Genomic DNA, 23,436 nt, shown 5'->3' on the forward strand with positions numbered 1-23,436 from the left:
GGATGCGCGAACTGGCCACGCCGACGTAAAAATAGCGTTGGCAGCCTCTACGTCGCAGCCAGGCCGATCAAAGACAAACCGGCTAGCGGTGCGAAGACACGCCTGATCCTCATGCACTGCAACACAAAAAGAAGCCACGGAACAGTCAATATCGTCTTGACCGATTGTATGACAGGAATATAATCCACCTTAATGTTACCGCTCACATTCGGCGATGAAAGCGGCGGCGCAAGGCAAGCGGTGTTGGAAGCTACGGAACCAGAACAAAGACATTCACGGAGACAGCATCCATGCAGAACGAAGCAACGATTGGATACCGGCTGGACAGCCTGCCGCTGTCCGGTTATCACTGGCGGTTGCTCGGGCTGATTGCCGCGGGCATGTACTTCGACTCATTCGATATCTATATCGCCGGCACAGTGCTTGCCGCGATGATCCACAGCGGCGAATCCACGCTGAAGCTCAATGCGATGTTCGTGTCGGTCACGTTCGTCGGCATGATGTCGGGCGCCTGGCTCTCAGGCGTGCTCGGCGATCGCTTCGGGCGGCGCTTCTGCTACCAGTTCAACCTCGGCATCTACGGCTTCGCGTCGATCGCCGCGGCGATCGCGCCATCCATGTACTGGCTGATCTTCTTCCGCCTCGTGATGGGAATCGGCATGGGCGCGGAAATCGTGGTCGGCTACGGCACATTGAGCGAATTCATTCCGGCCGCGTGGCGCGGCCGCTTCGGCACGATCCTCAACCTGATCATCAACACCTCGCTGTTCCTGTCGACCTTTCTCGGCTGGCTGATCGTGCCGCACTACGGCTGGCGCTGGATGTTCGCGATCGCCGGTTGCGGCGCGCTCTTCGTGTGGTTCCTGCGTAAATCGATGCCGGAATCGCCGCGCTGGCTGGCTTCGCGCAATCGCGCCGATGAAGCGGACCAGGTGGTGTCCACCATCGAAAAGGCCTGCGGTGTCGATTCCGCCACAGCGATCGCGGCGGCCGCCCAGCAGCCGCGTCGCGTCGCGCCGGGTAACGGCCGTCTCGGTGATCTGTTCACGCGCCGTCTGCTGACGCGCACCATTACCGGCATCACCGTGCTGGTCGCGCTCTTTGTCGTCAACTACGCGTTCGTCAGCTGGATTCCGACCTTCCTCGTCAAGCAGGGCCACAGCGTGTCGAATTCGCTCGGCCTGACGAGCGTGATGTTCGCCGGCGGTCCGGTCGGCTCCCTGATCGCCTTTGCGCTCGCCGAGCGTGTCGGCCGCAAATGGGGCATCGTATTGTTTTCGCTGATCTGCGCGGCGTTCGGCGCGGCCTATCCGTTCGCGCAGTCGGAAGTGATGATTACCGCGCTCGGTTTCGCGATTACCTGCTGTATTTACGTGCTGTCGTCGTTCAGCGTCGCGACCTATGTGCCGGAACTGTTCCCGACCGAACTGCGTCTGCGCGGCTCGGGCGTGTCGAATACCGCCGGCCGCGCGGTCAGCATCGCCGTGCCGTACGTTGTGGCGTGGGCTTTCACGGGCTTCGGCATTGCCGGCGTCCTGACGTTGATCGTCGGCACATTGCTCGTGCAGGCATTGATCGTGGGTGTGCTCGGCACCGAGACCAGGAAGCGTTCGCTCGAATCGATCGCCGCCGAAGTCAGCGACACGACCGACGCGTCCGGCCAGCCGGTCAACGCCCGCGCGGCTTCGGCCACCGAACCGTAAGCGCGTCCTCGCGTGCGGCGAGTCCGCACGAGGTGTCGCAGCGAATCAAGAGAGACATCCGGTAGAGGACAACCTTGCACATGGCAGCACAGTCAGACAGCAGTTCAAGCCAGGCCAGCACGAACAGCGACGCCGGTCACGTGACGCAGCGCGTCGCGCAATGGGTAGCGGACACGACGTGGCAAGACGTGCCGGCCGCCGTGCGCCACGAAGCCAGGCGCTCGCTCGTCAACTATCTGGCGGTTGCGCTGGCCGGCTGCTCCGACCCGACGCTCGGCAAAGCCGTGCGCACCTATCAGCGCTTTAGCGCGGGCGACGGTTCGAGCGTGATCGGACGGCGTGAGCGTTTCGACATGCTGAACGCCGCAGCGCTCAACGCCATGAGCGCGAACGTGTTCGACTTCGACGACACGCATATTCCGACGATCATCCATCCGACTGCACCGGTCGCCGCTGCCCTGTTCGCCTTCGCCGAGTCGCTTGCGGACTTTGCTCCTGACGCTCGCCCGCTGACTGGCGAGGCGCTGCTGCTCGCGTTCGTTGTCGGCGTGGAAGTGGAATGCCGGATCGGCAACGCGGTTTCGCCCGAGCACTATCGGCGCGGCTGGCATATCACGTCGACCTGCGGCGTGTTCGGCGCGGCTGCGGCGATCGCCAAAGCACAAGGCCTGAGCGCGCAACAGATCGCGTGGGCACTCGGCAATGCGTCGGCACAGGCCGGCGGTCTGGTGGAGACGCTCGGCACGATGTCGAAGAGCATCAGCGTCGGCAACGCGGCGCGCAACGGCTTGCTGTCCGCGCTGCTCGCCGCCGCCGACTTCTCCGGCCCCGATGCGCCGCTCGAAGGCACGCGCGGTTTTCTGCGCGTCGCCGCCACGAAGCCGGATGTCGAGGCGTTGACGCGTGAACTCGGTCACGAATGGGCGCTGCTGTCGAACACCTATAAACCGTACCCGTGCGGCGTGGTGCTGAACCCGGTGATCGAAGCGTGTCTCGATCTGCGCCGCGATGCGAACTGGACCGTGGACGACGTCGAGCGCGTCGAGCTGACCGGACACCCGTTGCTACGCGAACGCACCGACCGGCCGAACGTGCACACCGGCCGCGAATCGCAGGTTAGCGCGCAACATGCGGTAGCGGTCGCGCTGGCCACCGGCAAAGCGGGCCTTGCCGAGTTCAGCGACAGCGCGGTCGCCAATCCGTCGCTGCGTGCGTTCGGCGCGCGTTTGCGTTTTATCGACGATGCATCGTGGCCGGTGGAGTCCGCCCAGGTGGCCGTCGTGCTGCGCTCGGGCGAAACCGTGTCGCGGCGCATTCATGCGGCGCGCGGCAGTCTCGCGGCGCCGCTCGCCGATGTCGAACTCGCGGCGAAACTGCGCGATCTGGCCGCTTACGGCGGCTCGGGCGTAGCGCCGCAACCGCTGATCGACGCGCTGTGGCGTTTCGATAGCGAAACGGATGCCGCGTCGCTCATGCGGCTCGCGCGTGCGGCCTGAGCCGCGCAACGAAAACAGCTTCCCAACAGATAAGGACAGTCATGTCGAGCAGTGATCAAGGCAGCAACACGATCGGTTTTGTCGGAGTAGGCGTGATGGGGCGGCCTATGGCGCGCCGTCTCATCGAGGCGGGCCATAGGCTCGTCGTGTTCGATCGCGATGAGCAGGCGGTCGCGGAATTGACGGCGATCGGCGCGCGCGCGGCGAAATCCGTGAAAGATGTGGCCGACACCGCGCGCATCGTATTCACGAGTCTGCCTACGCCGGCAATCTTCAGGCAGGTCGCGCTCGGCGAAGGCGGGTTGATCGACGGCAGCGCGGTGAAGATTCTCGTCGACCTGTCCACGGTCGGATCGCGCATGGAAAAGGAAGTCGCCGACGGCCTGCTGGTAAAGGGTATCGATACCGTCGATGCACCGGTGAGCGGCGGCGCTGCCGGAGCGAAGAAGGGCACGCTCGCGATCATGCTGGCCGGCAAGCCGGCTGTACTCGACCAGGTGCGCGGGCTGTTCGAAGTGCTCGGCAAGGTATTCGTGGTCGGCGACCAGCCGGGCCAGGGGCAGTTGCTCAAGCTGCTGAACAACATGCTGTCGTCCACCGCGTTTGCGATCACGTCGGAAGCGTTTGTTGCCGGCGTGCGCGGCGGCCTCGATCCGGAGGTGATGATGTCGGTGATCAATTCGGGCAGCGGCAAGAACGGCGCGACGATGGACAAGTTCCCGAAGCATGTGCTGCCGGGCAGCTTCGATTTCGGTTTTCCGGTCGGCAGTGTGTGCAAGGACATCGGCCTCGCGGTCGACGAATGCCAGGCGCTCGGCGTGCCGATGTGGGTGGGCAGCGGTGCCCGTCAGGTATGGAATTACGCGGCCATGCAGGACGGCTCGAAACGCGACATGACAGAACTGGTCAAGTACGTCGAACGCTGGTCGTCCGGCGAGGGACTGGCGGACTGAATCGGCCGCGAGCAAAACTCATGGGCTTTGGCCATCTGATCATCCCACAAGGAGATGTACATGATCGTTGAAATGCGTATCTACCACTGTGCGCCGACGCGCCTGCCGGCGTTGCTCGATCGCTTCACGTCGAGCACGCTCGGCTTTTTCGAAAAGTACGGTATCGAACAGATCGGTTTCTGGACCACGCTGATCGGTCCGAGCAATCACGCGCTGACCTATATGCTGAAGTGGGAAAGCCTCGCGGAGCGCGAGCAGAAGTGGAACGCGTTCCAGGCCGACCCCGAGTGGATGGCCAAACGTGCGGCGACGGAAGCCGACAAGCCGATCGTCGAGCGCATCGAGAACCACTTCCTCGCGCCGACCGCCTTCTCGGCGCTGCGCTAGGAGAGCTTTCTCATGACACAAGCCAAACGTGTCGGTTTCATCGGCCTCGGCATGATGGGCGCGCCGATGGTGCAATGCCTTCGCAAGGCAGGCTTCGAACTGTTCATCGACGATGCCGACGCCGCACGCGCCGACGCGCTGGCGGAACAGAGCGGCTCGCACCGCTTGAACGCGGACAACGCGGCCTCGCTCGACGCGCTGATCACCATGCTGCCCAACTCGGCGATCGTCGAGGCCGTGGTGCTCGGTGAGGGGAACAACAAGGGCTGGGCCGCGCGGCTCGCGAAAGGCGCCGTGGTCATCGACATGAGTTCGTCGGAGCCCGAGCGTTCGCGCGCACTCGGCAAGACGCTCGAAGCGCAGGGTCTCGCGTATCTGGATGCGCCCGTGTCGGGCGGTGTCAAACGCGCGAAGGAGGGCACGCTGGCGATTCTGGTGGGCGGCCATGCGGACGTGCTCGCGCGCTGCAAGCCGCTGCTCGACGCGATGGGCACGAACGTGCTGCATATCGGCACAGCGGGCGCCGGGCATGCGGCGAAGGCGCTCAATAACTACGTGTCGGCGGCGAGCGTGGCGGCCACGGTCGAGGCGCTACAGATCGCAAGCCGCTTCGGTATCGACCCGCAGGTGATGACGGACGTGCTCAATGCGTCCACGGGCCGCAGCAATACGTCGGAAAACAAGGCTAAGCAGTTCATGCTGAGCGGCACTTTCGCTTCCGGCTTCGCGCTGCAGTTGATGAACAAGGATCTGAAGATCGCCCGCGCGCTCGCCCAGGCCGTGGGGCATCCCATGACGTTCGGCGCCACCTGTGTCGAGGTATGGGGCCAGGCGGCGCAGCGCTCCACGCCCGCCACCGATCACACCGAGCTATACCGGCTCCTGCCCGGAGCCGCATCCTGAACCTGCATTCCGATTCATTGATTCCGGAGCCTGTCATGTCTCATGCAGCCCAGTTCTATATCGACGGACGTTGGGTCGAGCCCGCGTCCGCCGTCTGGTTCGATATCGTCGATCCGTCGACGGAAAGGCCTTTTGAAAAGCTTGCGATGGGCAACGCGGAAGATGTCGATCGCGCCGTCGCCGCCGCGCGCCGCGCATTTGCGGCCTGGTCGGCGACCAGCGTGGCCGAACGCGTCGCGTTGCTCAAGCGCATTGTCGGTATCTACGAGCGACGCTACGACGAATTCGCCGAGGCGATGCGCCGCGAGATGGGCGCACCGATCACGTTCGCGCGCAACGGTCAGGCGGCGCGCGGTCCCGCGCATTTGAATGCGCTGATCGACGTGCTCGAACGCTTCGAATTCGAGGAACAGCGCGGCAGTACGCGCATCGTGCTCGAACCGATCGGCGTGTGCGGTCTGATCACGCCGTGGAACTGGCCGGTCAACCAGATCGTCGTCAAGATCGCGCCGGCGCTCGCGGCCGGTTGCACGATGGTGCTCAAGCCGAGCGAGTATTCGCCGCTGAGCGCGCTGCTGTTTGCCGACGTGCTCGATGAAGCGGGCGTGCCGGCGGGCGTGTTCAATCTCGTCAACGGCGACGGGCCGGGTGTCGGTTCGGCTATTGCGAGCCATCCGGATATCGACATGGTGTCGTTCACCGGTTCGACCCGTGCCGGCGTGCTGGTCGCACAGTCCGCTGCGGAAACGGTCAAACGCGTCGCTCAGGAACTGGGCGGCAAGTCGGCTAACATCCTGCTCGACGACGTCGATCTGGATCAGGCGGTGACGCGCGGCGTTGCCGCCTGCTTCACGAACTCGGGCCAGTCGTGCTCGATTCCGACCCGCATGCTGGTGCCGCGTCATCTGATGAACGATGCCGCGCAGATCGCGAAGCGTGCCGCGCAAGCATATCGGCTCGGACCGACCGACGACCCGGCCACGCAACTCGGCCCGCTCGTCAACGCGAACCAGTTCAAGCGCGTGCAGGCGTTGATCCAGATCGGCATCGACGAAGGTGCGCGTCTCGTCACGGGCGGCGCGGGGCGGCCGGACGGTATCGACACGGGCTATTACGCACGCCCCACCGTATTCGCCGATGTCACGCCGCAAATGACCATCGCCCGCGAAGAAATTTTCGGACCGGTGCTGTCGATGATTCCGTACGACTCGGAAGAGCAGGCGATCGACATTGCCAACGGCACCGACTATGGCCTCGCGGCCTACGTGCAATCCGTGGACCTCGCACGGGCTCGCAAGGTCGGCCGCGCGTTGCGCGCAGGCGGCGTGCATCTGAACTACCCGCCTGCCGATTTCGGCGCGCCGTTCGGCGGCTACAAGCGTTCGGGCAATGGCCGCGAATGGGGCGAAGCGGGCCTGCGCGAGTATCTGGAAACCAAGGCGCTGGTCGGCTACGGCGTGGATTGACGCACGACGTAGCGCACGGGGATTCGCGCGCTACGTCGAAAAAAATTTCTTCACCTGGCTTGTCGGACAATCATCCGGGCAGGCAATACGAATCCGTTTGAACTACAGAGGAAATACGATGGATACCAACGACCGCTTCAACAAGGGTTTTGAAAATCGCAAGGAAGTACTGGGTGCGGCTCACGTCGAAAAATCGTGGGCCAATGCCGACGACTTCAACCGGCCGATGCAGAAGTTCGTCACCGAAAGTTGCTGGGGCGACATCTGGGGCGACCCGACGTTGCCGTTCAAGACGCGCAGCATGCTGAACCTCGGCATGCTCACGGCGATGAGCCAGCACCACGAATTGTCGGTGCACGTGAAGGGCGCGTTGCGCAACGGCGTGACCAGGGAAGAAATCCGTGCGGTGCTGATGCAGGCCGCCGTGTATTGCGGCGCGCCGCTCGCGCTCGCGGCTTTCCGCGTTGCGAGCGAGGCGATCAAGGCATACGAAGCGGAAACAGCATCCGCCTGACGCGGCAAAACACCCGGACGGCCAGGGGCTGACAGCACACGGGGAAGCGCAAGGAGAATCGCACCGCACACGGTGCGAATAACGAATGGAGACAGAGATGAAAGCGTTGACTGGAAATGACATTGTAATGTCGGAGGGCGAGCAGTCGATCGAAACGAAGAGGCGCAACGCGATCAAGGGCGCGTTCTTCTCCGAGTTCATCGACATGTTCGACATCTATCTGCCGGTGGTGGTGCTCTCGCCGGTACTTGGATATTTCCAGCCGCCGCATCTGTCTACCGGCATGGAAACGATTCTTGCGTCGCTGGTATTCATCACGACGCTGCTGGGTCGTCCGGTCGGCTCGTTGCTGTTCGGCATGATCGCGGACCGCATTGGCCGGCGCATGGCGTCGATCTGGTCGGTATCGGGCTTCGGCGTGGTGACGCTGCTAATCGCGCTGCTGCCCGGCTATGAAAGCATCGGCATCGTGTCGTACTGGCTGCTGGTGCTGCTGCGCTTCGTCGACGGGATTTTTCTGGGCGGCGGCTACACGGGTGCGATGCCGCTCGCGATCGAGTACTCGAAGAAAGAGCAGCGCGGGTTTGTCGGCGGCTTCATCATTTCCGGCTTTCCGGCCGCATACGTGACGATCAACCTCGTCGCGATGCTCATGTTCGTGCTCTTTCCGCTGAACGGCATGCATTCGCCGTACGCGCAATGGGGCTGGCGCATTCCGTTCGTGCTCGGCGCGGCGCTCGCCGGCCTGCTGACCCTGTACTACGTGCGCAAGGTCGCCGAATCGGAGATCTGGAAGAGCGAAACCGCCGACAAGGCGGCCGTCGCCGAAAAGCTGCCGCTCTCCGACCTGCTGCGCGGCAAGAGCGGCCGCAACCTGCTGCAGGTGCTTCTGATGATGACGGGCTTCTGGCTCACGCAAAACATCATCACGATCTATCTGCCGACCGGCCTGCTGGTGAAAACGCTGCATCTGAGCGGCTTCCAGATGACCGCGACGCTGATGCTCACGTATTTCGTGCTGTTTTTCAGCTACATCGGCTCGGGACTGATCGCGCAGCGCATTGGCCGGCGCCGCTTCTTCGTGATCGTCGGCCCGCTGATCGCCACGGTTGGCGCGGCGCTGCTGTACGTGCTGGCGAACGTCGACGGGCTGTCGCTGCCGGCCATCATGGCGCTGGTGTGTGTGCTCGCCGTGCTCGTCACGTCGCCGTGGGGCGTGATCGTTACGTACATCAACGAGCGCTTCGTGACGGATGTACGCGCAACCGGCTTCGGCGTCGGCTTCAGTCTGTCGGTGATTATCCCTTCGTTCTACGCGTTCTATATGAACTGGCTCGGCGCGTTCATGCCGCTGCGGCTGACCTCGGTCGTGCTGCTGTGCGTGGGCGGCCTGATCGGCATGATCGGCGCGCTGATGGGCCCGGAAACGAAGGATGTCGATTTCTGATTTTGAAGGAGGAGTGGAATTCATGAACAAGGAACGGGTCGGCTTTATCGGTCTCGGCAACATGGGCGGGCGCATGGCGCGACGCCTCGTCGACGCAGGCATCGCGGTGCTCGGCTACGACACCGCGCGCGAACGTGTCGACGCGGCGGGCGCGAAGGCGGCGGGCACGGTGGGCGAAGTGCTCGCGTTCGCGGACGTCGTGATGATGTCGCTGCCGGACAGCAAGGTGATCGAAGCGGTGGTGGAAGGCGAGGATGGCGTGCTCGCGCACTGCCGCGAAGGACAGATCGTGGTCGATCTGAGCACGGCGGCCGCCAGTTCGACGATCCGCCTCGCGAAACGCTTCGCCGAGCGCGGCGTGCGTTATGTCGATGCGGGTATTTCGGGCGGCGCCGCGGCTGCGGAGAAGGGCTCGCTGACGCTGATGGTGGGCGGCGCCGCCGATGCGGTCGCCGCGCTGCAATGGGCGTTCGCGCCGATCAGCTCGAAGGTCGCATACATGGGAGAGAGCGGCGCCGGCCACACCACCAAGCTGCTCAACAATTTTCTGAACGCCGTGAGCCTTGCCGCCAGTGCCGAAGTGATGGTGGCGGGCAAGAAGGCGGGGCTCGACCTGCATCTGCTGCTCGACGTGCTGAACAGCAGCAGCGGCGTCAACTTCGCCACGCTCAACCGGTTTCCGAAGATCGTCGACGGCGACTATCTGGAAGGCGGCCTGACCGGCAAGCTGATGACCAAGGACGTCGTGCTGTACGTCGACCGCATTCGCGAACTCGGCGTGATCTCGCTGAATTCGGCCGGCCCGCTGGCGAGCTTCGGCCTCGGCACCGCACTGGGTTATGGCGATGTGATCAGCAACCGTGTCGTCGATGCGATCGGCGACGTGTCGGGCGGCGTGCGGCTGTTCGACGGAGCAAACAAGGAGAAAAACGCATGAAGGTCTTTCACGGCAGAGCGGCAGGCGCGGTGTCCGAGCGCCGTAGCGACACGTTTACCGGCACCGTCTGGGCCGATCCGGTGATGCCGGCTACCAATGGCGTCACCATCAACACGGTATTCTTCGCACCGGGCGGACGCACCTACTGGCACACACACGAGTACGGCCAGGTCTTGCAGGTCACGGCCGGTCAGGGCTGGATCTGTCTGGACGGCGAAGAGCCGCAGCCGATCCGCCAGGGCGATATCGTATTCATCGGCCCGAACGAGCGGCACTGGCACGGTGCGAGCGAAGGCAGCTACATGGTCCACATTGCGACGTCGATCGGTAAGGGCACGTGGCAGGAAGAGGTTGCGGAGCAGGATTATCCGGCAACCGCCGTGCGCTAGCGCGAAGCAGTGACCGCGCGTGCGGGGCGTTCGCTGCAAACGCCCCGCACGCGCCGATGAATCACGCGCTGTATTGCAATGAGGGAATTCAGATCATGACCCAGACCATACCGCAGCCCGATCCGTCCCGTCTGCGTGACGAACTCGTCAGGCTGCACGGCAAGGCAAGTCCCGAGTGGGACAGCCTCGTGCGCCTCGATCCGCGTTTCGTCGACGCATACCTGAAATTCGCGGGCGTGCCGCAGCGCAGGAATCATCTCGACGACAAGACGCGCGCGTTCATCGCGCTCGCCGCGGATGCCTGCGCGACGCAACTCTATGCGCCGGGTGTTGCGCGTCATATCGACCGGGCGCTGTCTTTCGGCGCGACGCGCGAAGAGCTGATCGAAGTGCTGGAGCTGATCAGCACGATCGGTATTCATACCAGCAACGTCGGCGTGCCGGTACTGCTCGAAGTGCTGGAGGAAGAGGGCTTGCGCAATGGTGCGCCGCCGCTCGACGAACGCAGGCAGAAGCTGAAAGCCGCGTTCGAGACGAATCGCCGCTACTGGCATCCCACATGGGAAGGTCTGCTCGAACTCGACCCCGACCTGTTCGAAGCGTATGTCGAGTTTTCGTCGGTGCCTTGGCGCACCGGCGTGCTGAGCCCGAAAATCAAGGAATTCATGTACTGCGCGTTCGATGCCTCGGCCACGCACCTGTATGTGCCGGGCCTCAAGCTGCACATCCGCAACGCGCTGCGCTACGGCGCGACCGCCGAAGAACTGATGGAGCTGCTGGAGATCGTCAGCGTGACGGGGATTCACGGAGCGGAGCTAGGCGCGCCACTGCTCGAAGCCGCATTGAAACGCAGCGGCGCTGCAACGGGAGAGCCGCATGCGTAATCCGGCCATGCGTGACATGCGTGAGCCCGTTTTTTCCGTGGGGCCGGCGCCGCGCGAGCGAAGTGTGCCGCGTGTGTCGTCTTTGCCAGCCAATGCGAAGTCCTGGCCGAGTGCGAAGTCAGGGCCGGACCGCTCGGCATGGCGGGCAATGCAGAAGCCGCCGCTTTCGGTGCTCGCGTCCAACAGCAGCGAGCATGCGCACGTGTTGGCCGTCGCGATTCTCGGCTACAACTGAGCCGGGCATCGAGATGACTCTTCAAATGGGCACTCTGGTCGTGCTGCGTCATGGCCAGTCGATATGGAATCGCGCCAACCGCTTTACCGGCTGGAGCGACGTCGGTCTGTCCGTGCAGGGCGTGGCCGATGCGCAGCGCGTCGGCGAACGGCTGCGCGAAGCGGGCTTTCGCTTCGATCTGGCGGTGACCTCGGCGTTGCTGCGCGCCACCGATACACTCGCGCACGTGCTGCGAACCCTTGAGCAGCCGCCGCCCAGAACCGTGCGCTCGTGGCGGCTGAACGACCGCCACTACGGCATGCTGACAGGCATGGAAAAAGATGAGGCCGCGCTCGCCTATGGCGCGGAGCGGGTGCGGCAATGGCGGCGCGGTTTCGACCTGGCGCCGCCGGCGCTCGATGCGGACCTGCACGCGGCGCTGGTGCGCGCCTTGCACGACGACGCGATGCCCGAGGCCGACGCGCTGCCCCGCACCGAAAGCCTGCGCGACACGTTGCGGCGCGTGCTGCCGCTGTGGGACGAATGCGTGGCACCCGTCCTGACGCGTGGGCAGTCGGTGCTGATGGTGGGGCATGGCAACTCGCTGCGTGCGCTTTTCAAGCAACTCGACAACATCGGCGACGACGCGATCGCTTCGGTCGAGGTCGCGCATGCGGAACCGTTGGTCATGAAGTTCGACGCAACGCTCTCGGTGATTTCGCGCACACCGCTTGCCGCGCTGGCAGCCAGCCGCTGAAACGCACGCCGACTTGCTGTTTTTCTGGCCTTTGCGCATCAAAGGCTGCCGGTGACGAAGCCGCTCACGTATCATGGAGGCTGAATCTTGTCGGACGGGAATACAATAATGTCAACGGACATGGGCTTGGTCAGACCCGAGACGCTGCGGCATCACGTAGAGAACGTGCTGCGCCAGGCAATCGTGAGCGGACGTTTCGCGCCGGGCGCGCGGCTGATTGAACGTGAACTGTGCGAATCGCTAGGCGTGAGCCGCACATCGGTGCGCGAGGCGCTGCGCAGGCTCGAGGCGGAGAAACTGGTGCGCAGCGTGCCGCACAAGGGCCCCATCGTTGCGGTGATGTCGAAGGAGGAGGCCGTCGAGCTATACGCGCTGCGCGGGCTGCTCGAAGGTTTCGCCGCCCACGAATTCGCACGCCTTGCAGACGACGATGCCATTGCGCGCTTCGGTGAAGTGGCGAAGGAACTGCGCGTCGAAGCCGCTGCGCAAAACCAGGCAGGCGTTCTGCGGGCCAAGACCGCGCTTTACGATCTGTTGCTGGAGAACTGCGGCAACGCGTTGGTGCGGGAAATCCTCAACAGTCTCTATTCGCGCATCAATCTGCTGCGCACCACCTCGCTGATGCATCCCGAGCGGCTGCCGGACAGCCTGCGCGAAATCGACCGGCTATACAAGGCATTGAAGGCGCGCGACGGCGAGGCCGCGCAGGAGATCGCGCGGCTGCACGTCGCCAATGCCGAGAAAGCCGCGCTGCGGATGCTGGAAAGCGCGGAATAAAGGCCCGCGCGCTACGCGCTACATTCAGGCGCGGCCTGCTTGCCCCACCACATTGCGCGGCTTGCCCGCGACAAAAGCATCCACGTTATCGAGCAACTGATCGGTGAGTGCCTGGATTGCTTCGTCGCTTGCCCAGGCGACGTGCGGTGTCAGCAGGAAATTGGGCATCCGGATCAGCTTCTGCCACGGATGCGAAGCAGGCATGGGCTCTTCGGTCACGACGTCGAAGCCCGCGCCGGCAATCTGGCCGCTTTGCAATGCGGCGCCCAGCGCGCTCTCGCTGACGAGACCGCCGCGCGCGGTGTTGATCAGAAGCGGATGCTTCGCCATCTTCGCGAACTCGGGCGTATCGATCATATTGCGCGTGGCCGGCGTCAGCGGGCAGTGCAGCGTGATGACGTCGCTTTCGGCGAGCATTGTCTCGAACGGCGTGTAGAGCGGTCCCATGCCGTCGACACCCTTGTAGGCCGACATCAGCACGCGCATGCCGAGCGCGGTGCCGATGCGTGCCACCTCGCGGCCGAGCACGCCGTCGCCGATCACGCCCAGTGTCGAGCCCGACAGGTCGCGGATCGGATGATCGAAGAAGCAGAACTGTCTCGCCTCCTCCCAACGTCCCGCCAGCACCGATTCACGATACGCAACCAGCGAGCGCCGCAACGCGAAAATCAGTGCAAAGGTATGCTCGGGCACCGTATGCAGCGCGTAATTGCGGATATTCGACACGACGATGCCGCGCGCGTCGCAGGTCGCGATATCGATAACGTCGGTGCCGGTCGCGGCGACCGCGATCAACTTCACGCGCGGCGCGCCGGCGAGTGCGGTCGTGTCGATCTTCACCTTGTTGGTGATGACGATGTCCGCGTCGGCAATGCGCGCGGCCACCTCGGCGGGCGAGGTCGAATCGAAGGTGACCAGCTCGTGTTCGAACGCGAGCGAGCGGAGTCGCGTGCGCGGCGAGATCGTGCCGCGGTCGAGAAAGACGATACGCTTCATGTCGTAACGGGCCCGCAAAAGGTGATGGACATCAGCGCGAACTCGCGGCCGGCGGAATGCGGATGCCGATCAGCGGTTCGTGCTGCTGCGCGCCATACACGTCGCGGTCGCCGGGTGCGCCGGACGTGGGCCCGGTGCGCGGAATCGTGATCTTGATCGCGTTGGCCGCGTCGAACGCAACGATGCTGACATCGCTCTGCTCGACATGGTACAGCGCGCTCACCAGTTCCGGGGTCAGCACGCGGCTGTCGAGTACACGACGGTACGCGGCGGCGTCCGGAAAGATCATGTCGAACGTCAGGTACAGCGGGCCCGCGTTCTTGCTGCGCATCACTTCGGCGAGGTCGTAGAGGGGGGCGCCGTGGGAGGGGTCGAATACGTCGGGCAGGTTCATTGCATCACCCGATCTGGGTCGTGGTTACGGGAAAGAGCGCGGCCGCGTCGGGAACCTGCATCACGTGATAGATCGTGAACTCGTACACCGGCCCGCCGACCAGGTCCGACGGCGAGAACGGAAACGCGAGATTGCCGGCGGTCGCCTTGCGGCCCTTGAAATAGCCGTGCAGGAACGAGCTGCGCGCGAGCGAGAGCGCCATGTTCGCCAGCTCCTGGGTCGGCGCGATCGCCTCGATCACCATGCCGATCTCGTGCGCGAGATGCGGCACCCGCTGATCGACGCGCACGCCGTTGCGGCCGTAGTAGATGAAATTGAGCTCGTACTCGCCGGGCTTCATGTCGTGCGCGGTCAGGCGTGCCACGTCGTCGCGCACGCGCGCTTCGACCTGATCGACCGCGGCGAGCAGACGCGGGTCGGTCATGCCGGCTATCGTGATGGTGCGGTAGCCACGCAGCTTCACGCCTTCGAGCTTGATGCTCGGCGGCATCTCGACGAGCTTGCTGCCGCTCACCCGCACGCGCCGGTCGTCGAGTTTTTCGATGTGCGTGTGTTCGAGGTCCACGAGCCCTTCGGGTTCGTAGAAGTGATGGGGGTCGGGCTGTTCGTACATCATATGCGCGGCCACTGAAACCGGCGTCACACCGCGCTCGGGGTTCATCGGTTCCAGTTCGAAATGATCGCGCCTTAGCGTGCCGAGCAGGCAGTCGTTCGCGGCGAGCGGCACCGCGCATTGCGCTCCGCATTCGAGGAGCTTCGCCATATGGAACGCGAGCCCCATGTCGAAGCCGCGCCATGCGGCGAGGCTCGCATAGATAGCGGTATCGCATGCGCGGCCGGCGATGATCACATCGGCGCCCGATTCGAGCGCATTGACGAACGGATCGGTGCCCATCTGCGCGACGATGCGCGTTGCGTCGTCGACATCCTGTTCGGTGAGTTCGGGCAGCACGCCCATCGACTTCACGCGGCCTTCGCGAATGGCCTGCTTGATCACGTTCCTGTCGATGTCGGCGGGGATCGTCGCGAGCTTGTAGCGCAAGCCGTCGCGGCGCGTGACTTCGTCGAGCACGTCGAGGAATTCTTCCAGATGCGGCTGGGCGCCGGCGGTGCCCGCCGTGCCGATCACGTAGGGCACGCCCGCATCGCGCGCGGCTTTCAGCGAGAGTCCCAGATCGCGGCGCAACTGTTCGCGCTTGATCAGTGACTTGCCGCTGCCGAGATAATACGGTCCCGGATCGGAGGAGCCGTTGTCCGCGCCCACCAGATGCGGCTTGCGCGCGATGCCGTTACGCAGCGATGCTTCGGGAAAGCCGTAACCGAGATTGCCGGCCACGGCCATGATGCGCAATTCGTCTTCCATAGCGAGTTATCTTCCTGGTCTAATGATGTTTCTTCAGGCGGGGTTCATTCGGCGTGGCTGACTGGCGCCACGTCGAGCCGCGCGACGATCCCTTCGAGTTCGCGGGTCGGTGCCGGATAACGTTCCAGGACTTGCGGATCGTGCCCGGGAATCACGTGCTGCTTCGAATCGGCGAGCAGGTAGACGGTGTCGAACGCGTCGAGCATCTTGCACACGTCGCAGGCATTCGAAAACGGCCGGCGTTTCTCGATGTTGTCGTAGAAGTGCGACGCATCCGATGCGACCACGACCCAGCCGCGCGCCGTTTTCACGCGCACGATCTGCAAACCGGGCGTATGTCCGCCGACCGGCTGCAACTGGATGCCCGGCGCAAGTTCGGCGGGGCCGTTGTGCATCACCACGCGTTGCGCAAAGTTCATCTTCACCATCGCGGCCACGTCGTCGGGCTCATAGTGATGGGCGAAATGCGCGTTCTTCATATGGCGCCCGGTCGCGAAATGCATCTCCGGTTCCTGCAGATGAAAACGTGCCGAAGGCAATAGCGTGAAGTTGCCGACGTGGTCATAATGCAGATGCGTGATCACGGCGTCGCTGACAGAATCGGGATCGATACCGACGAGCCTTAGCGAATCGATCGGACAGCGCAGCACGCCGCGCCCGCGCTTTGCCGCGACTTCGGCGTTGAAACCCGTGTCGATCAGCACCACGCGTTCGCTATTGCGCGCGACCCACACGTAGTAGTCGAGCGGCATCGCGCTACTGTGATCGTCGTCGCCGCCGATGAAGTTGTCGCTGCGCCAGCCGTCGCGGCGAGCGTACTTGATCGCAAAGAGTTCATAGGTGTCTGAAGCGCCTGTCATTTACATGCCTCCAATATTAAGGGGTTTCTTTACGTCGATGCCCGAGTCGGCGCCCGGCTGCGCCTGCACTTCCTCGAGCGTGCGTTGTTTGGTTTCGACGCCGAGCGTGATGAGAATCACGACGAGCAAGGCGAACAGCGCGGCGATGAATGACACCACGCCGAGCAGTCCCGCGAGTGCATACACGGCTGCCACCACGTACGGCACGCCGACGTTGACCGCACGCCCTGCCGCGTTCGCGAGGCCGACACCGCGCAGCCGCAGCCGGGTCGGGAACAGTTCGGTCACGTAACACGCCACGCCGAGCGCGGAGGTGACATAGATGCACGTCGTCACCCCGAAGCCGACCAGCGCGATCGTCACCGCATGCGTGACGTACGGATACGCCATGCCGATCACCGCGCCGAGCGCGGAGAAGATCACGAGCCCCCATTTGCGGCCAATCCTGTCGGCGATCGCCATACTGATCAGCGAACCGGCCGGCCCGCCCGCGAACATGGCCGACGTGATCAGCAGGGAATGGGTAATGTCGAAGCCCTGCTTGACGAGAAAGGTCGGCACCCAGGCGACGAACGCATACATCGCCGTAAAAGAAATACAGATCACCGAGATCCCGACCACCGTGCGCGATAGCTGCCGCGCGGCGAACAGATCGCGCAGACGGCCGGGCTCTTCTTCCTGCGGCGCGACCGGCAACGGCGCATCGCGGCGCACGCTCTGCGCTTCGATTTTCTCGACCACTTCGCGCGCTTCCTGATGGCGTCCGACCGCCGCAAGCCAGCGCGGCGACTCCGGCATCTTCTTGCGCAGATACCAGATCACGAGGGCGCCGATACCGGGAATCGCGAACATCCAGCGCCACCCGAAATGCGGAATGATCAGGAAGCCGCACGCCGCCGAGACCAGTACCGACGAGTTGGTGACCAGGTTCAGCAGCGAAGCAAAGCGACCTCGCGCATGCGCGGGCATGAACTCGTTGAGCGTGCTATAGCCGACCACGATCTCCGCGCCGAGGCCGATGCCCATGATGAAGCGCAGCACGATCAGCCATGTCATGGAAGGGGCGAACGCGGCCGCGATCGAGGTGAGGCCAAAGATCAGCAGATTGAACTGATACGAAAAGCGCCGCCCGAAGCGATCGCCGATCACGCCCGCGCCCCATGCGCCAAGCGTCAGACCGGCAAAGCTCATCGAAATGAATAGCGCGTTCATGTGCATGTCCGACAGACCCTGCTGCACGAGCGCGCCGAGCACGCTGCCGGCAAGGAAATTGTCGAATGCGTCGAAGAACATGCCGCCGCCGATCAGGCCGAGCAGCCGCCAATGAAACGGTCCGGTCTCGAGCGCATCGAGCCGCTGCGCCACGTTTGCTCCATAAGCCGACATTGTCTGTCTCCCATGTTGTTGTCGTCGCAAGCACCTTTGGCTTCAAAGGCGCGGAACCGTGCATGCCGCGGAAGGCGTTCAGGAAAACGCCATTTGCGCGGCAAAAAACATTGCTTCGATCAGCGGCTCTTCGCGGCGCCGCGCAAGGCTGATGAACGACAGCGGAATTTCGATCGGCACTTCGCGCGAGATCGCGGCGCCGTATTTCTGCGCTTCGTCGATCGCGACCGTCTCGCGCGCCAGCGACAAACCCACACCCGCTCGCACCAGTTCGATCATCGAGGCTTCCAGATCGACCTCGGCCGCGACTCGCGGCTTCGCGCCGACCGATTCGAATGCGTGCGTCAGCAGCCGGTGATGCATCGACGTAGGCGGCGTCCAGATCCACGGCAACTCGGCCAGTTCCGCCCAGCCGCGTCCGTTGATACGTTCCTGCCAGCCTTTGGGTGCGATCACGTAATAGGTGATCGGCATCAAGGCAATGGCATGCAATTCGATGCCGTCGCTTTCCGCTGGCGTGCCGAGAAAGAAGCCAACGTCGAGCGCACCGCTCGCAAGCTGTTCGAGTATCTGCCCCGTCATTGAGTGACGCAGGCGCGTTCGCACTTCCGGATAGTGGTTCGCCATGTATTGCAGCACTGCGCCCAGCCGAATCGTCTGCGGATTGAGGATCGTGCCGATCGAGACCGTGCCCGACAGAATGCTGACGAGGTTGTCGGCGGCGACGTCGAAATTGCCGATTGCGTCGAGAATCTGTTCGGCGTAGGGCAATAGCTTGAGACCGTCGGCGGTCAGCGTGAGACCGCGTGGCGAGCGCGTCAGCAAACGCAGCTTCAGTTGATCCTGCAGATTCTTCAGTTGCACGCTGACGGCGGGCTGCGTGAGATTGAGCAACCTGGCCGCCTTGGTCAGACTGCCCTCGCGCGCGACCGCGACAAACGCGCGAATGTGCTGCAGATCGTTGATGCTCCGGCTTGACGGTTTGCCGGAAAAGAGCTTCGAGAGAGTCATGGGCAGGGACGCGAATGGCCGCAAACGCGGCACGGTCAACGCGCCAGGACCTGTCGGCAGCTCACGCATGGCCAGCCGCCGCGAGAATGCGGCGCGCTTGCGCGAGCACCGGCGCATCGACGAGCTTGCCGTCCACCGCGATCGCGGCACCGCTCCCCGCGACTTCGCATACGCGCGTCGCCCACTGCAGTTCGCGCGGCGTCGGGCCGAGCCCTGCCGTAACCGGCGCGATCTGCTTGGGGTGCACGCACAGCTTGGCGCCGAAACCGAAGGCGCGCGCGCGCCGCACTTCGTCGTCGAGCGCCGCGGGGTCGTCGAGCGTCGTGCAGACGCCGTCGACGGCCGGCAGCAATCCCGCCAGGCGCGTAAACAGCAGGATCTGCGAGCGATAGTAATGCAATGGCTCGCCGATTTCATTCGCGCCGATGTCGAGCGCGAGATCGACCGTGCCTAACATCAGACGTTCGACGTGCGACGCGCGTGCGAGCGCCGCCAGATTCGCGAATCCCGCTGCGGTTTCCATCAGCAGATGCAGCGCCCATGCCGGCTTCAAAGACGCGATGCGCACGATTTCATCCACATGCTCGGCTTTGGGAATCACGATGCCGTCAATGTCGAGTGCGGCGCAGGCGTCGAGATCCGCGTCGTACCACGGCGAGCCGTGGCTGTTGATGCGCACCAGCAGTTGCATGTTCAATGCGCGCGCGGTGCGGGTGAGGGCGGGCAGCGTGGTCGACAGCGAAGCGCGTGCGTGGTCCTTGCGTGCGTGCTCGACCGCGTCTTCGAGATCGACGATCACCGCGCCGGCACCGGCGCGCGCGGCCTTCTCGAAGCGCTCGGGGCGCGTTGCGGGTGCGAACAGATAAGTGCGTGGCGAAAGTGACATGGACGATTGGTTGGAAATGGATAGTGATGTCGGTTGCTCAGATCACGCCTGCCGCGCGCAGCGCGGCGAGATCCGAACCGCTGCAGCCGAGCAGTTCGCCGAATACCTCTTCGTTGTGGCTGCCGAGTGTCGGTCCGAGCCATTCGATCGCACCGGGCGTTTCTGACAGACGTGGAATCACGTTCGGCACCGCGACGTCGCCGGCACGAGACGGCATGGTGCGGATATTGCCGCGCGCCTCATATTGCGGATCGTCGAAGATGTCGGCGACGCTGTACAGCAGGCTGGCGGGGACCGAGCCTTCGTCGCACAGACGCAGTACTTCGTCGTGGTCGCGCGCACCGATCCAGTCCTGCACCAAAGCGTTGACCGCGTCGATGGCGGCGATCCGCACGGATGCGCGACCCCACTGATCGTCGTCTGACAGCTCGGGGCGTTGCATGACGTGCGCGAAGCGGCGGAATATCTTGTCGTTGGTGCAGGCGATCGCGATCCAGCGCTCGTCGCGGGTGCGGTAATGCGCATGCGGCGCGACGTTCACCGCGTTTGCGCCCATCCGTTCGCGCACCTTGCCGAACATGTGATAAGCCGGAACCATCTCGTCGAGCACGCGGAACATGGGCTCATAGAGCGCGAGATCGACGCATTGGCCGTGGCCGGTACGCTCGCGGGCCTGCAACGCGATCAGCGCGCCGATCGTCGCGTACATGCCCGAACCATAATCCGCGAGCGAGGTGGAACCCGGCGTGACCGGCACGCGGCCGGGCTCGCCCGCGAGATAGGCGAGCCCCGAAAACGCGTGCGCCACGCGCGCAAAGCCCGGTTTGCCGCGATTCGGGCCATCCTGCCCATACGCGGAAATGCGGACGAGGATCGTGCGCGGATTGAGCTTGTGCAATGACTCGAAGTCGAGGCCCCATTTCTCGATCACGCCCGGCCGGAAATTTTCGACCACGATGTCGCAGCTCGCCGCGAGATCGCGCAGCATCTGGCGGCCGCGTTCGTCGGCGAGATTGAGCGTCACACATTTCTTGTTGCGGCTCTCGGTGAGCCACATCAACGTGTCGCCGCATTCGGTCTCGGTGCCGAAGCGGCGCAGCGAATCCCCCGTTTGCGGCGGCTCCACCTTGATGACTTCCGCGCCGAACTCGGCGAAGATCGTCGTGCAGAACGGACCGGCCACGAAGGTTCCCAGGTCGAGCACTCGCAAGCCTTCCAGCGCTTTCATGCGGATTCCTGTTGCAGTTGTCATGATGGAGATGCTCGGCGCGACGAGCGCGAGCGTCCATTGAAATGTGCGAAAGGTCGATATAAGCAACGCTAAATAATGCGCTGCGTCACGCACGCACCAATTCCCCGGAACCCTTTGTCCGTAGCGCATGAGCGCGTTTCCCGGAGCGTGCCGCTGCTGCGAAGCAACAAAGCGCCCGGCGGGACATATCGGTTTGCGGTTTCGTAAGGTCGCTCATAAGATAAGTGTCACTCCCTCCGCGCAGTTCGCCCGTCGTCGGTTTGCATGCGAGGCGGCGCGCTTTCACTCCTGACTTGTCACTTTGGATGCCTAATGACTTCACTTACGCTCAAGGGCCGGATTGCGTCGTTCGTTGCCGCTGGCGGTTCGTGGCCCACCTCGCTCGATCCGCTGATCGCGATCAGCCCGGAATTCGTCGAGGCTTACCTCGCATTCGCGGGATGCGCATATCGCAACGGTCCGCTCGAACCGAAGGTGAAGGCACTCGTGAGCTTTGCGCTCGAAGCGTCGGTCACGCATCTCAATGCAGTTGCCGTGCGCCGCCATTGCCGCGAAGCGCTGCGCCAGGGCGCCACGCGCGACGAACTGCTCGAGACGCTCGAACTGATCAGCGTGATCGGCGTGCATGCTTGTGTGATCGGCATGCCGGTGCTCGAAGAGAAGGTTGCGAACGACCCGCGCAACGCGATCGACACAAGCCACGCCGATGCGCGACGTCAGGCGATCAAGAGCGAATTTACGGAAAAGCGCGGCTACTGGAGCGCGATCTGGGACGGCACGCTCGCGCTCGATCCGGACTTCTTCGAAGCGTTTACGACGTTCTCATCCGTGCCGTGGGTGCACGGCAGCCTGCCGCCGAAAGTGAAGGAGTTCATGTACATCGCCGTGGACGTATCGGTCACGCATCAATACGTGCCCGGCACGCACGTGCATATCGAGAACGCGCTGAAGTACGGCGCAACGCCGGCGGAGATTCTCGAAGTCATGCAACTGGCAAGCACGATGGGGATGGCCAGCTTCGAGCTGGCGCTACCTATCGTGCTCGACGAGATCGCCGCGCGCGAAGCGCAAGCGCTGGTCACTCCGTAATCTGCGCCAGCCGAGCGCCCATAACATCGAAAACGAAGAGGAGGCACGCAATGGACACCGCATACGACACGCAACGGATCGGAAAATCACGCTGGCTGCGGGTAGGTCTGATCGTTTTTGTCAGCTACCTCGTGGCGTTTGCCGATCGCACCAACATCGGCGTTGCGGCACCGCAGATGGCGCACGATCTGCAACTCGGCACGACGATCACCGGCGCGCTGTTGGGCGCATTCTTCTGGGGATATCTGGTCACGCAGATTCCTGGCGGCTGGATTTCGACGCGCATCGGGCCGCGCCGCGTGATCGCCGTCTCGATGTTCATCACCGGCTTGATGGCATGCCTGACCGGCATGGTGCACACGCTGCCCGCGCTGATCGCGGTGCGTGTGGTGATGGGACTCGCTGAAGGGGTGATCTGGCCGTCGTTTTCGGTGATCTTCGTGCGCTGGTTTCCGGCCCGCGAGCGGGCGCGCGGCATTGCGTTCGCGCAATATGCGCTGCCGTTGTCCTCAGTGCTGATGGCGCCGCTTGCGGGCTGGATGATCGACGTATTCCACTGGAAGACGATGTTCGTGCTGCAAGGCCTGCCTGCGATCTTCATGGCCGTGCTCGTGTGGATGTTCGTTTCCGACGATCCGACCACCGACCGCTGGCTGTCCAGCGCGGAGCGCGACTTCATCACGCAGCAGCGTCTCGCGGGAACCGGTGCGGACGGCAGCTTCGGCAGCGTGCTGAAGCGCTCGACGGTGTGGCTTCTCGCGATCGTCGCGCTGTCGTGGATCATGGTAATTTTCAGCTTCGGTCTGTGGATGCCGAGCCTCATCAAGCAATATTTCCCGCACGGTTTCGCGGCGGTAGGCTGGTTGACGGCGCTGCCTTCGCTGTTTGGCGCATTGTCGATGTTCGTGAACTCGTGGCTGTCGGACAAGCCGTCTACCATTTCGCGCGGCTGGTTCGTCGCCGTGCCGCTGGTGGTGGCCGGCGCGGCGCTGCTCGCGCAGCACTATATCGAAGGCGGCGTGGTGTTCACGATGGTGATGTTCTGTATCGCCGGCGCTGGGCTTTTTTCGCCGGCCGGCACGTGGTGGGCGTGGGTGATCAGCAAGGTGCCGCGCAATCAGGCGGCGCCGTCGGTCGCGATGATCAACATGTTTGCCAGCTTCGGCGGCGTGGTCGGGCCGCTGATCGTTGGCTTCTATGCGCGCGGCGGCAATCTGTCGAGCAGCTTCTACATTCTCGGCTACTTCCTCTTCGGCGCTGCGGCCGTGATCGCGCTTCTGATTCATCGTACGCAGCAGCGGGATATCGAAGCGCCTGCAGTACCGCTTGCGCTGCATTGAGATTTTCTAGCGCAGTTTTCACCCGCGATGTC

At 63.8% G+C, this 23,436-nt stretch carries 24 protein-coding genes; 16 read left to right on the forward strand and 8 right to left on the reverse strand.

Features of this window, described 5'->3' with window-relative positions; translation table 11 throughout:
• Positions 1-290 precede the first annotated feature (290 nt).
• The 14 genes from PQQ95_RS31675 (at position 291) to PQQ95_RS31740 (ending at position 12,827) form a co-directional block, all read left to right on the forward strand.
• Positions 291-1,703, forward strand: coding sequence for an MFS transporter (locus PQQ95_RS31675; RefSeq protein WP_408444965.1), 1,413 nt, complete (start codon positions 291-293; stop codon positions 1,701-1,703).
• Between the two features lie 80 nt (positions 1,704-1,783).
• Positions 1,784-3,199: an MmgE/PrpD family protein gene (locus PQQ95_RS31680; protein ID WP_408444967.1), complete on the forward strand. Its 1,416-nt coding sequence runs from the start codon at positions 1,784-1,786 to the stop codon at positions 3,197-3,199.
• Positions 3,196-4,152: an NAD(P)-dependent oxidoreductase gene (locus tag PQQ95_RS31685; protein WP_408445070.1), complete on the forward strand. Its 957-nt coding sequence runs from the start codon at positions 3,196-3,198 to the stop codon at positions 4,150-4,152. The genes PQQ95_RS31680 and PQQ95_RS31685 overlap by 4 nt, the downstream gene beginning before the upstream one ends.
• A gap of 60 nt (positions 4,153-4,212) precedes the next feature.
• The gene (locus tag PQQ95_RS31690; protein WP_408444968.1) at positions 4,213-4,539 is read left to right on the forward strand and encodes an NIPSNAP family protein; all 327 of its coding nucleotides are present in this window, start codon (positions 4,213-4,215) and stop codon (positions 4,537-4,539) included.
• 12 nt (positions 4,540-4,551) lie between these two features.
• A complete protein-coding gene (locus PQQ95_RS31695; protein ID WP_408444970.1) occupies positions 4,552-5,442 on the forward strand; it encodes an NAD(P)-dependent oxidoreductase in 891 nt (296 codons plus the stop codon).
• Between the two features lie 35 nt (positions 5,443-5,477).
• The gene (locus PQQ95_RS31700) at positions 5,478-6,908 is read left to right on the forward strand and encodes an aldehyde dehydrogenase family protein (RefSeq protein ID WP_408444973.1); all 1,431 of its coding nucleotides are present in this window, start codon (positions 5,478-5,480) and stop codon (positions 6,906-6,908) included.
• A 118-nt stretch (positions 6,909-7,026) separates the two neighbouring features.
• Positions 7,027-7,422, forward strand: a complete 396-nt coding sequence (locus PQQ95_RS31705; protein WP_408444975.1) for a carboxymuconolactone decarboxylase family protein — start codon at positions 7,027-7,029, stop codon at positions 7,420-7,422.
• A 97-nt stretch (positions 7,423-7,519) separates the two neighbouring features.
• Complete coding sequence (locus PQQ95_RS31710) at positions 7,520-8,869, forward strand: MFS transporter (RefSeq protein ID WP_408444978.1); 1,350 nt, start codon at positions 7,520-7,522, stop codon at positions 8,867-8,869.
• Between the two features lie 22 nt (positions 8,870-8,891).
• Entirely contained in the window at positions 8,892-9,806 is a 915-nt protein-coding gene (locus tag PQQ95_RS31715) for an NAD(P)-dependent oxidoreductase (RefSeq protein WP_408444980.1), read from the forward strand.
• Positions 9,803-10,195, forward strand: coding sequence for a cupin domain-containing protein (locus tag PQQ95_RS31720; RefSeq protein ID WP_408444982.1), 393 nt, complete (start codon positions 9,803-9,805; stop codon positions 10,193-10,195). The genes PQQ95_RS31715 and PQQ95_RS31720 overlap by 4 nt, the downstream gene beginning before the upstream one ends.
• Before the next feature lie 95 nt (positions 10,196-10,290).
• Complete coding sequence (locus PQQ95_RS31725) at positions 10,291-11,079, forward strand: carboxymuconolactone decarboxylase family protein (RefSeq protein WP_408444984.1); 789 nt, start codon at positions 10,291-10,293, stop codon at positions 11,077-11,079.
• Positions 11,072-11,314, forward strand: coding sequence for a hypothetical protein (locus PQQ95_RS31730; protein WP_408444986.1), 243 nt, complete (start codon positions 11,072-11,074; stop codon positions 11,312-11,314). The genes PQQ95_RS31725 and PQQ95_RS31730 overlap by 8 nt, the downstream gene beginning before the upstream one ends.
• 13 nt (positions 11,315-11,327) lie before the next feature.
• Entirely contained in the window at positions 11,328-12,050 is a 723-nt protein-coding gene (locus tag PQQ95_RS31735; RefSeq protein WP_408444987.1) for a 2,3-bisphosphoglycerate-dependent phosphoglycerate mutase, read from the forward strand.
• A 108-nt stretch (positions 12,051-12,158) separates the two neighbouring features.
• Positions 12,159-12,827, forward strand: a complete 669-nt coding sequence (locus tag PQQ95_RS31740; RefSeq protein ID WP_408444989.1) for a GntR family transcriptional regulator — start codon at positions 12,159-12,161, stop codon at positions 12,825-12,827.
• A gap of 24 nt (positions 12,828-12,851) precedes the next feature.
• Here the strand turns inward: PQQ95_RS31740 and PQQ95_RS31745 are convergent, their stop codons facing one another.
• The 8 genes from PQQ95_RS31745 to PQQ95_RS31780 form a co-directional block, all read right to left on the reverse strand.
• On the reverse strand, positions 12,852-13,823 hold the full coding sequence (locus tag PQQ95_RS31745; protein WP_408444991.1) for a D-2-hydroxyacid dehydrogenase: 972 nt from the start codon (positions 13,821-13,823) through the stop codon (positions 12,852-12,854).
• 31 nt (positions 13,824-13,854) lie between these two features.
• Positions 13,855-14,217 carry a DUF4387 domain-containing protein gene (locus PQQ95_RS31750; RefSeq protein WP_408444994.1) on the reverse strand — a complete coding sequence of 121 codons (363 nt, stop codon included), beginning with the start codon at positions 14,215-14,217 and terminating at the stop codon, positions 13,855-13,857.
• A 4-nt stretch (positions 14,218-14,221) separates the two neighbouring features.
• Positions 14,222-15,580: an acyclic terpene utilization AtuA family protein gene (locus PQQ95_RS31755; protein WP_007177733.1), complete on the reverse strand. Its 1,359-nt coding sequence runs from the start codon at positions 15,578-15,580 to the stop codon at positions 14,222-14,224.
• Between the two features lie 44 nt (positions 15,581-15,624).
• The gene (locus PQQ95_RS31760; protein ID WP_408444997.1) at positions 15,625-16,440 is read right to left on the reverse strand and encodes an N-acyl homoserine lactonase family protein; all 816 of its coding nucleotides are present in this window, start codon (positions 16,438-16,440) and stop codon (positions 15,625-15,627) included.
• Positions 16,441-17,826, reverse strand: coding sequence for an MFS transporter (locus PQQ95_RS31765; RefSeq protein ID WP_408445000.1), 1,386 nt, complete (start codon positions 17,824-17,826; stop codon positions 16,441-16,443).
• A 78-nt stretch (positions 17,827-17,904) separates the two neighbouring features.
• A complete protein-coding gene (locus tag PQQ95_RS31770) occupies positions 17,905-18,837 on the reverse strand; it encodes a LysR family transcriptional regulator (protein ID WP_011492274.1) in 933 nt (310 codons plus the stop codon).
• Between the two features lie 61 nt (positions 18,838-18,898).
• Positions 18,899-19,723, reverse strand: a complete 825-nt coding sequence (locus PQQ95_RS31775; protein ID WP_408445004.1) for an HpcH/HpaI aldolase/citrate lyase family protein — start codon at positions 19,721-19,723, stop codon at positions 18,899-18,901.
• Between the two features lie 37 nt (positions 19,724-19,760).
• A complete protein-coding gene (locus tag PQQ95_RS31780; protein WP_408445006.1) occupies positions 19,761-20,951 on the reverse strand; it encodes a CaiB/BaiF CoA transferase family protein in 1,191 nt (396 codons plus the stop codon).
• 336 nt (positions 20,952-21,287) lie between these two features.
• Between PQQ95_RS31780 and PQQ95_RS31785 the strand changes: the two genes are divergently transcribed.
• Positions 21,288-22,064: a carboxymuconolactone decarboxylase family protein gene (locus PQQ95_RS31785; RefSeq protein ID WP_408445008.1), complete on the forward strand. Its 777-nt coding sequence runs from the start codon at positions 21,288-21,290 to the stop codon at positions 22,062-22,064.
• Positions 22,065-22,114: 50 nt separating this feature from the next.
• Positions 22,115-23,404 carry an MFS transporter gene (locus PQQ95_RS31790; protein ID WP_408445011.1) on the forward strand — a complete coding sequence of 430 codons (1,290 nt, stop codon included), beginning with the start codon at positions 22,115-22,117 and terminating at the stop codon, positions 23,402-23,404.
• The last annotated feature ends 32 nt before the right edge of the window (positions 23,405-23,436 follow it).

It is taken from the genome of Paraburkholderia caffeinilytica, assembly GCF_046030355.1.
In the GTDB taxonomy this organism is placed as follows: domain Bacteria; phylum Pseudomonadota; class Gammaproteobacteria; order Burkholderiales; family Burkholderiaceae; genus Paraburkholderia; species Paraburkholderia caffeinilytica_B.

Coding starts and splice junctions, on each gene's coding strand:
- PQQ95_RS31675 (WP_408444965.1), top strand. CDS start 291: ATGCAGAACGAAGCAACGATTGGATACCGGCTGGACAGCCTGCCGCTG.
- PQQ95_RS31680 (WP_408444967.1), top strand. CDS start 1,784: ATGGCAGCACAGTCAGACAGCAGTTCAAGCCAGGCCAGCACGAACAGC.
- PQQ95_RS31690 (WP_408444968.1), top strand. CDS start 4,213: ATGATCGTTGAAATGCGTATCTACCACTGTGCGCCGACGCGCCTGCCG.
- PQQ95_RS31695 (WP_408444970.1), top strand. CDS start 4,552: ATGACACAAGCCAAACGTGTCGGTTTCATCGGCCTCGGCATGATGGGC.
- PQQ95_RS31700 (WP_408444973.1), top strand. CDS start 5,478: ATGTCTCATGCAGCCCAGTTCTATATCGACGGACGTTGGGTCGAGCCC.
- PQQ95_RS31705 (WP_408444975.1), top strand. CDS start 7,027: ATGGATACCAACGACCGCTTCAACAAGGGTTTTGAAAATCGCAAGGAA.
- PQQ95_RS31710 (WP_408444978.1), top strand. CDS start 7,520: ATGAAAGCGTTGACTGGAAATGACATTGTAATGTCGGAGGGCGAGCAG.
- PQQ95_RS31715 (WP_408444980.1), top strand. CDS start 8,892: ATGAACAAGGAACGGGTCGGCTTTATCGGTCTCGGCAACATGGGCGGG.
- PQQ95_RS31720 (WP_408444982.1), top strand. CDS start 9,803: ATGAAGGTCTTTCACGGCAGAGCGGCAGGCGCGGTGTCCGAGCGCCGT.
- PQQ95_RS31725 (WP_408444984.1), top strand. CDS start 10,291: ATGACCCAGACCATACCGCAGCCCGATCCGTCCCGTCTGCGTGACGAA.
- PQQ95_RS31730 (WP_408444986.1), top strand. CDS start 11,072: ATGCGTAATCCGGCCATGCGTGACATGCGTGAGCCCGTTTTTTCCGTG.
- PQQ95_RS31735 (WP_408444987.1), top strand. CDS start 11,328: ATGACTCTTCAAATGGGCACTCTGGTCGTGCTGCGTCATGGCCAGTCG.
- PQQ95_RS31740 (WP_408444989.1), top strand. CDS start 12,159: ATGTCAACGGACATGGGCTTGGTCAGACCCGAGACGCTGCGGCATCAC.
- PQQ95_RS31745 (WP_408444991.1), bottom strand. CDS start 13,823: ATGAAGCGTATCGTCTTTCTCGACCGCGGCACGATCTCGCCGCGCACG.
- PQQ95_RS31750 (WP_408444994.1), bottom strand. CDS start 14,217: ATGAACCTGCCCGACGTATTCGACCCCTCCCACGGCGCCCCCCTCTAC.
- PQQ95_RS31755 (WP_007177733.1), bottom strand. CDS start 15,580: ATGGAAGACGAATTGCGCATCATGGCCGTGGCCGGCAATCTCGGTTAC.
- PQQ95_RS31760 (WP_408444997.1), bottom strand. CDS start 16,440: ATGACAGGCGCTTCAGACACCTATGAACTCTTTGCGATCAAGTACGCT.
- PQQ95_RS31765 (WP_408445000.1), bottom strand. CDS start 17,826: ATGTCGGCTTATGGAGCAAACGTGGCGCAGCGGCTCGATGCGCTCGAG.
- PQQ95_RS31770 (WP_011492274.1), bottom strand. CDS start 18,837: ATGACTCTCTCGAAGCTCTTTTCCGGCAAACCGTCAAGCCGGAGCATC.
- PQQ95_RS31775 (WP_408445004.1), bottom strand. CDS start 19,723: ATGTCACTTTCGCCACGCACTTATCTGTTCGCACCCGCAACGCGCCCC.
- PQQ95_RS31780 (WP_408445006.1), bottom strand. CDS start 20,951: ATGAAAGCGCTGGAAGGCTTGCGAGTGCTCGACCTGGGAACCTTCGTG.
- PQQ95_RS31785 (WP_408445008.1), top strand. CDS start 21,288: ATGACTTCACTTACGCTCAAGGGCCGGATTGCGTCGTTCGTTGCCGCT.
- PQQ95_RS31790 (WP_408445011.1), top strand. CDS start 22,115: ATGGACACCGCATACGACACGCAACGGATCGGAAAATCACGCTGGCTG.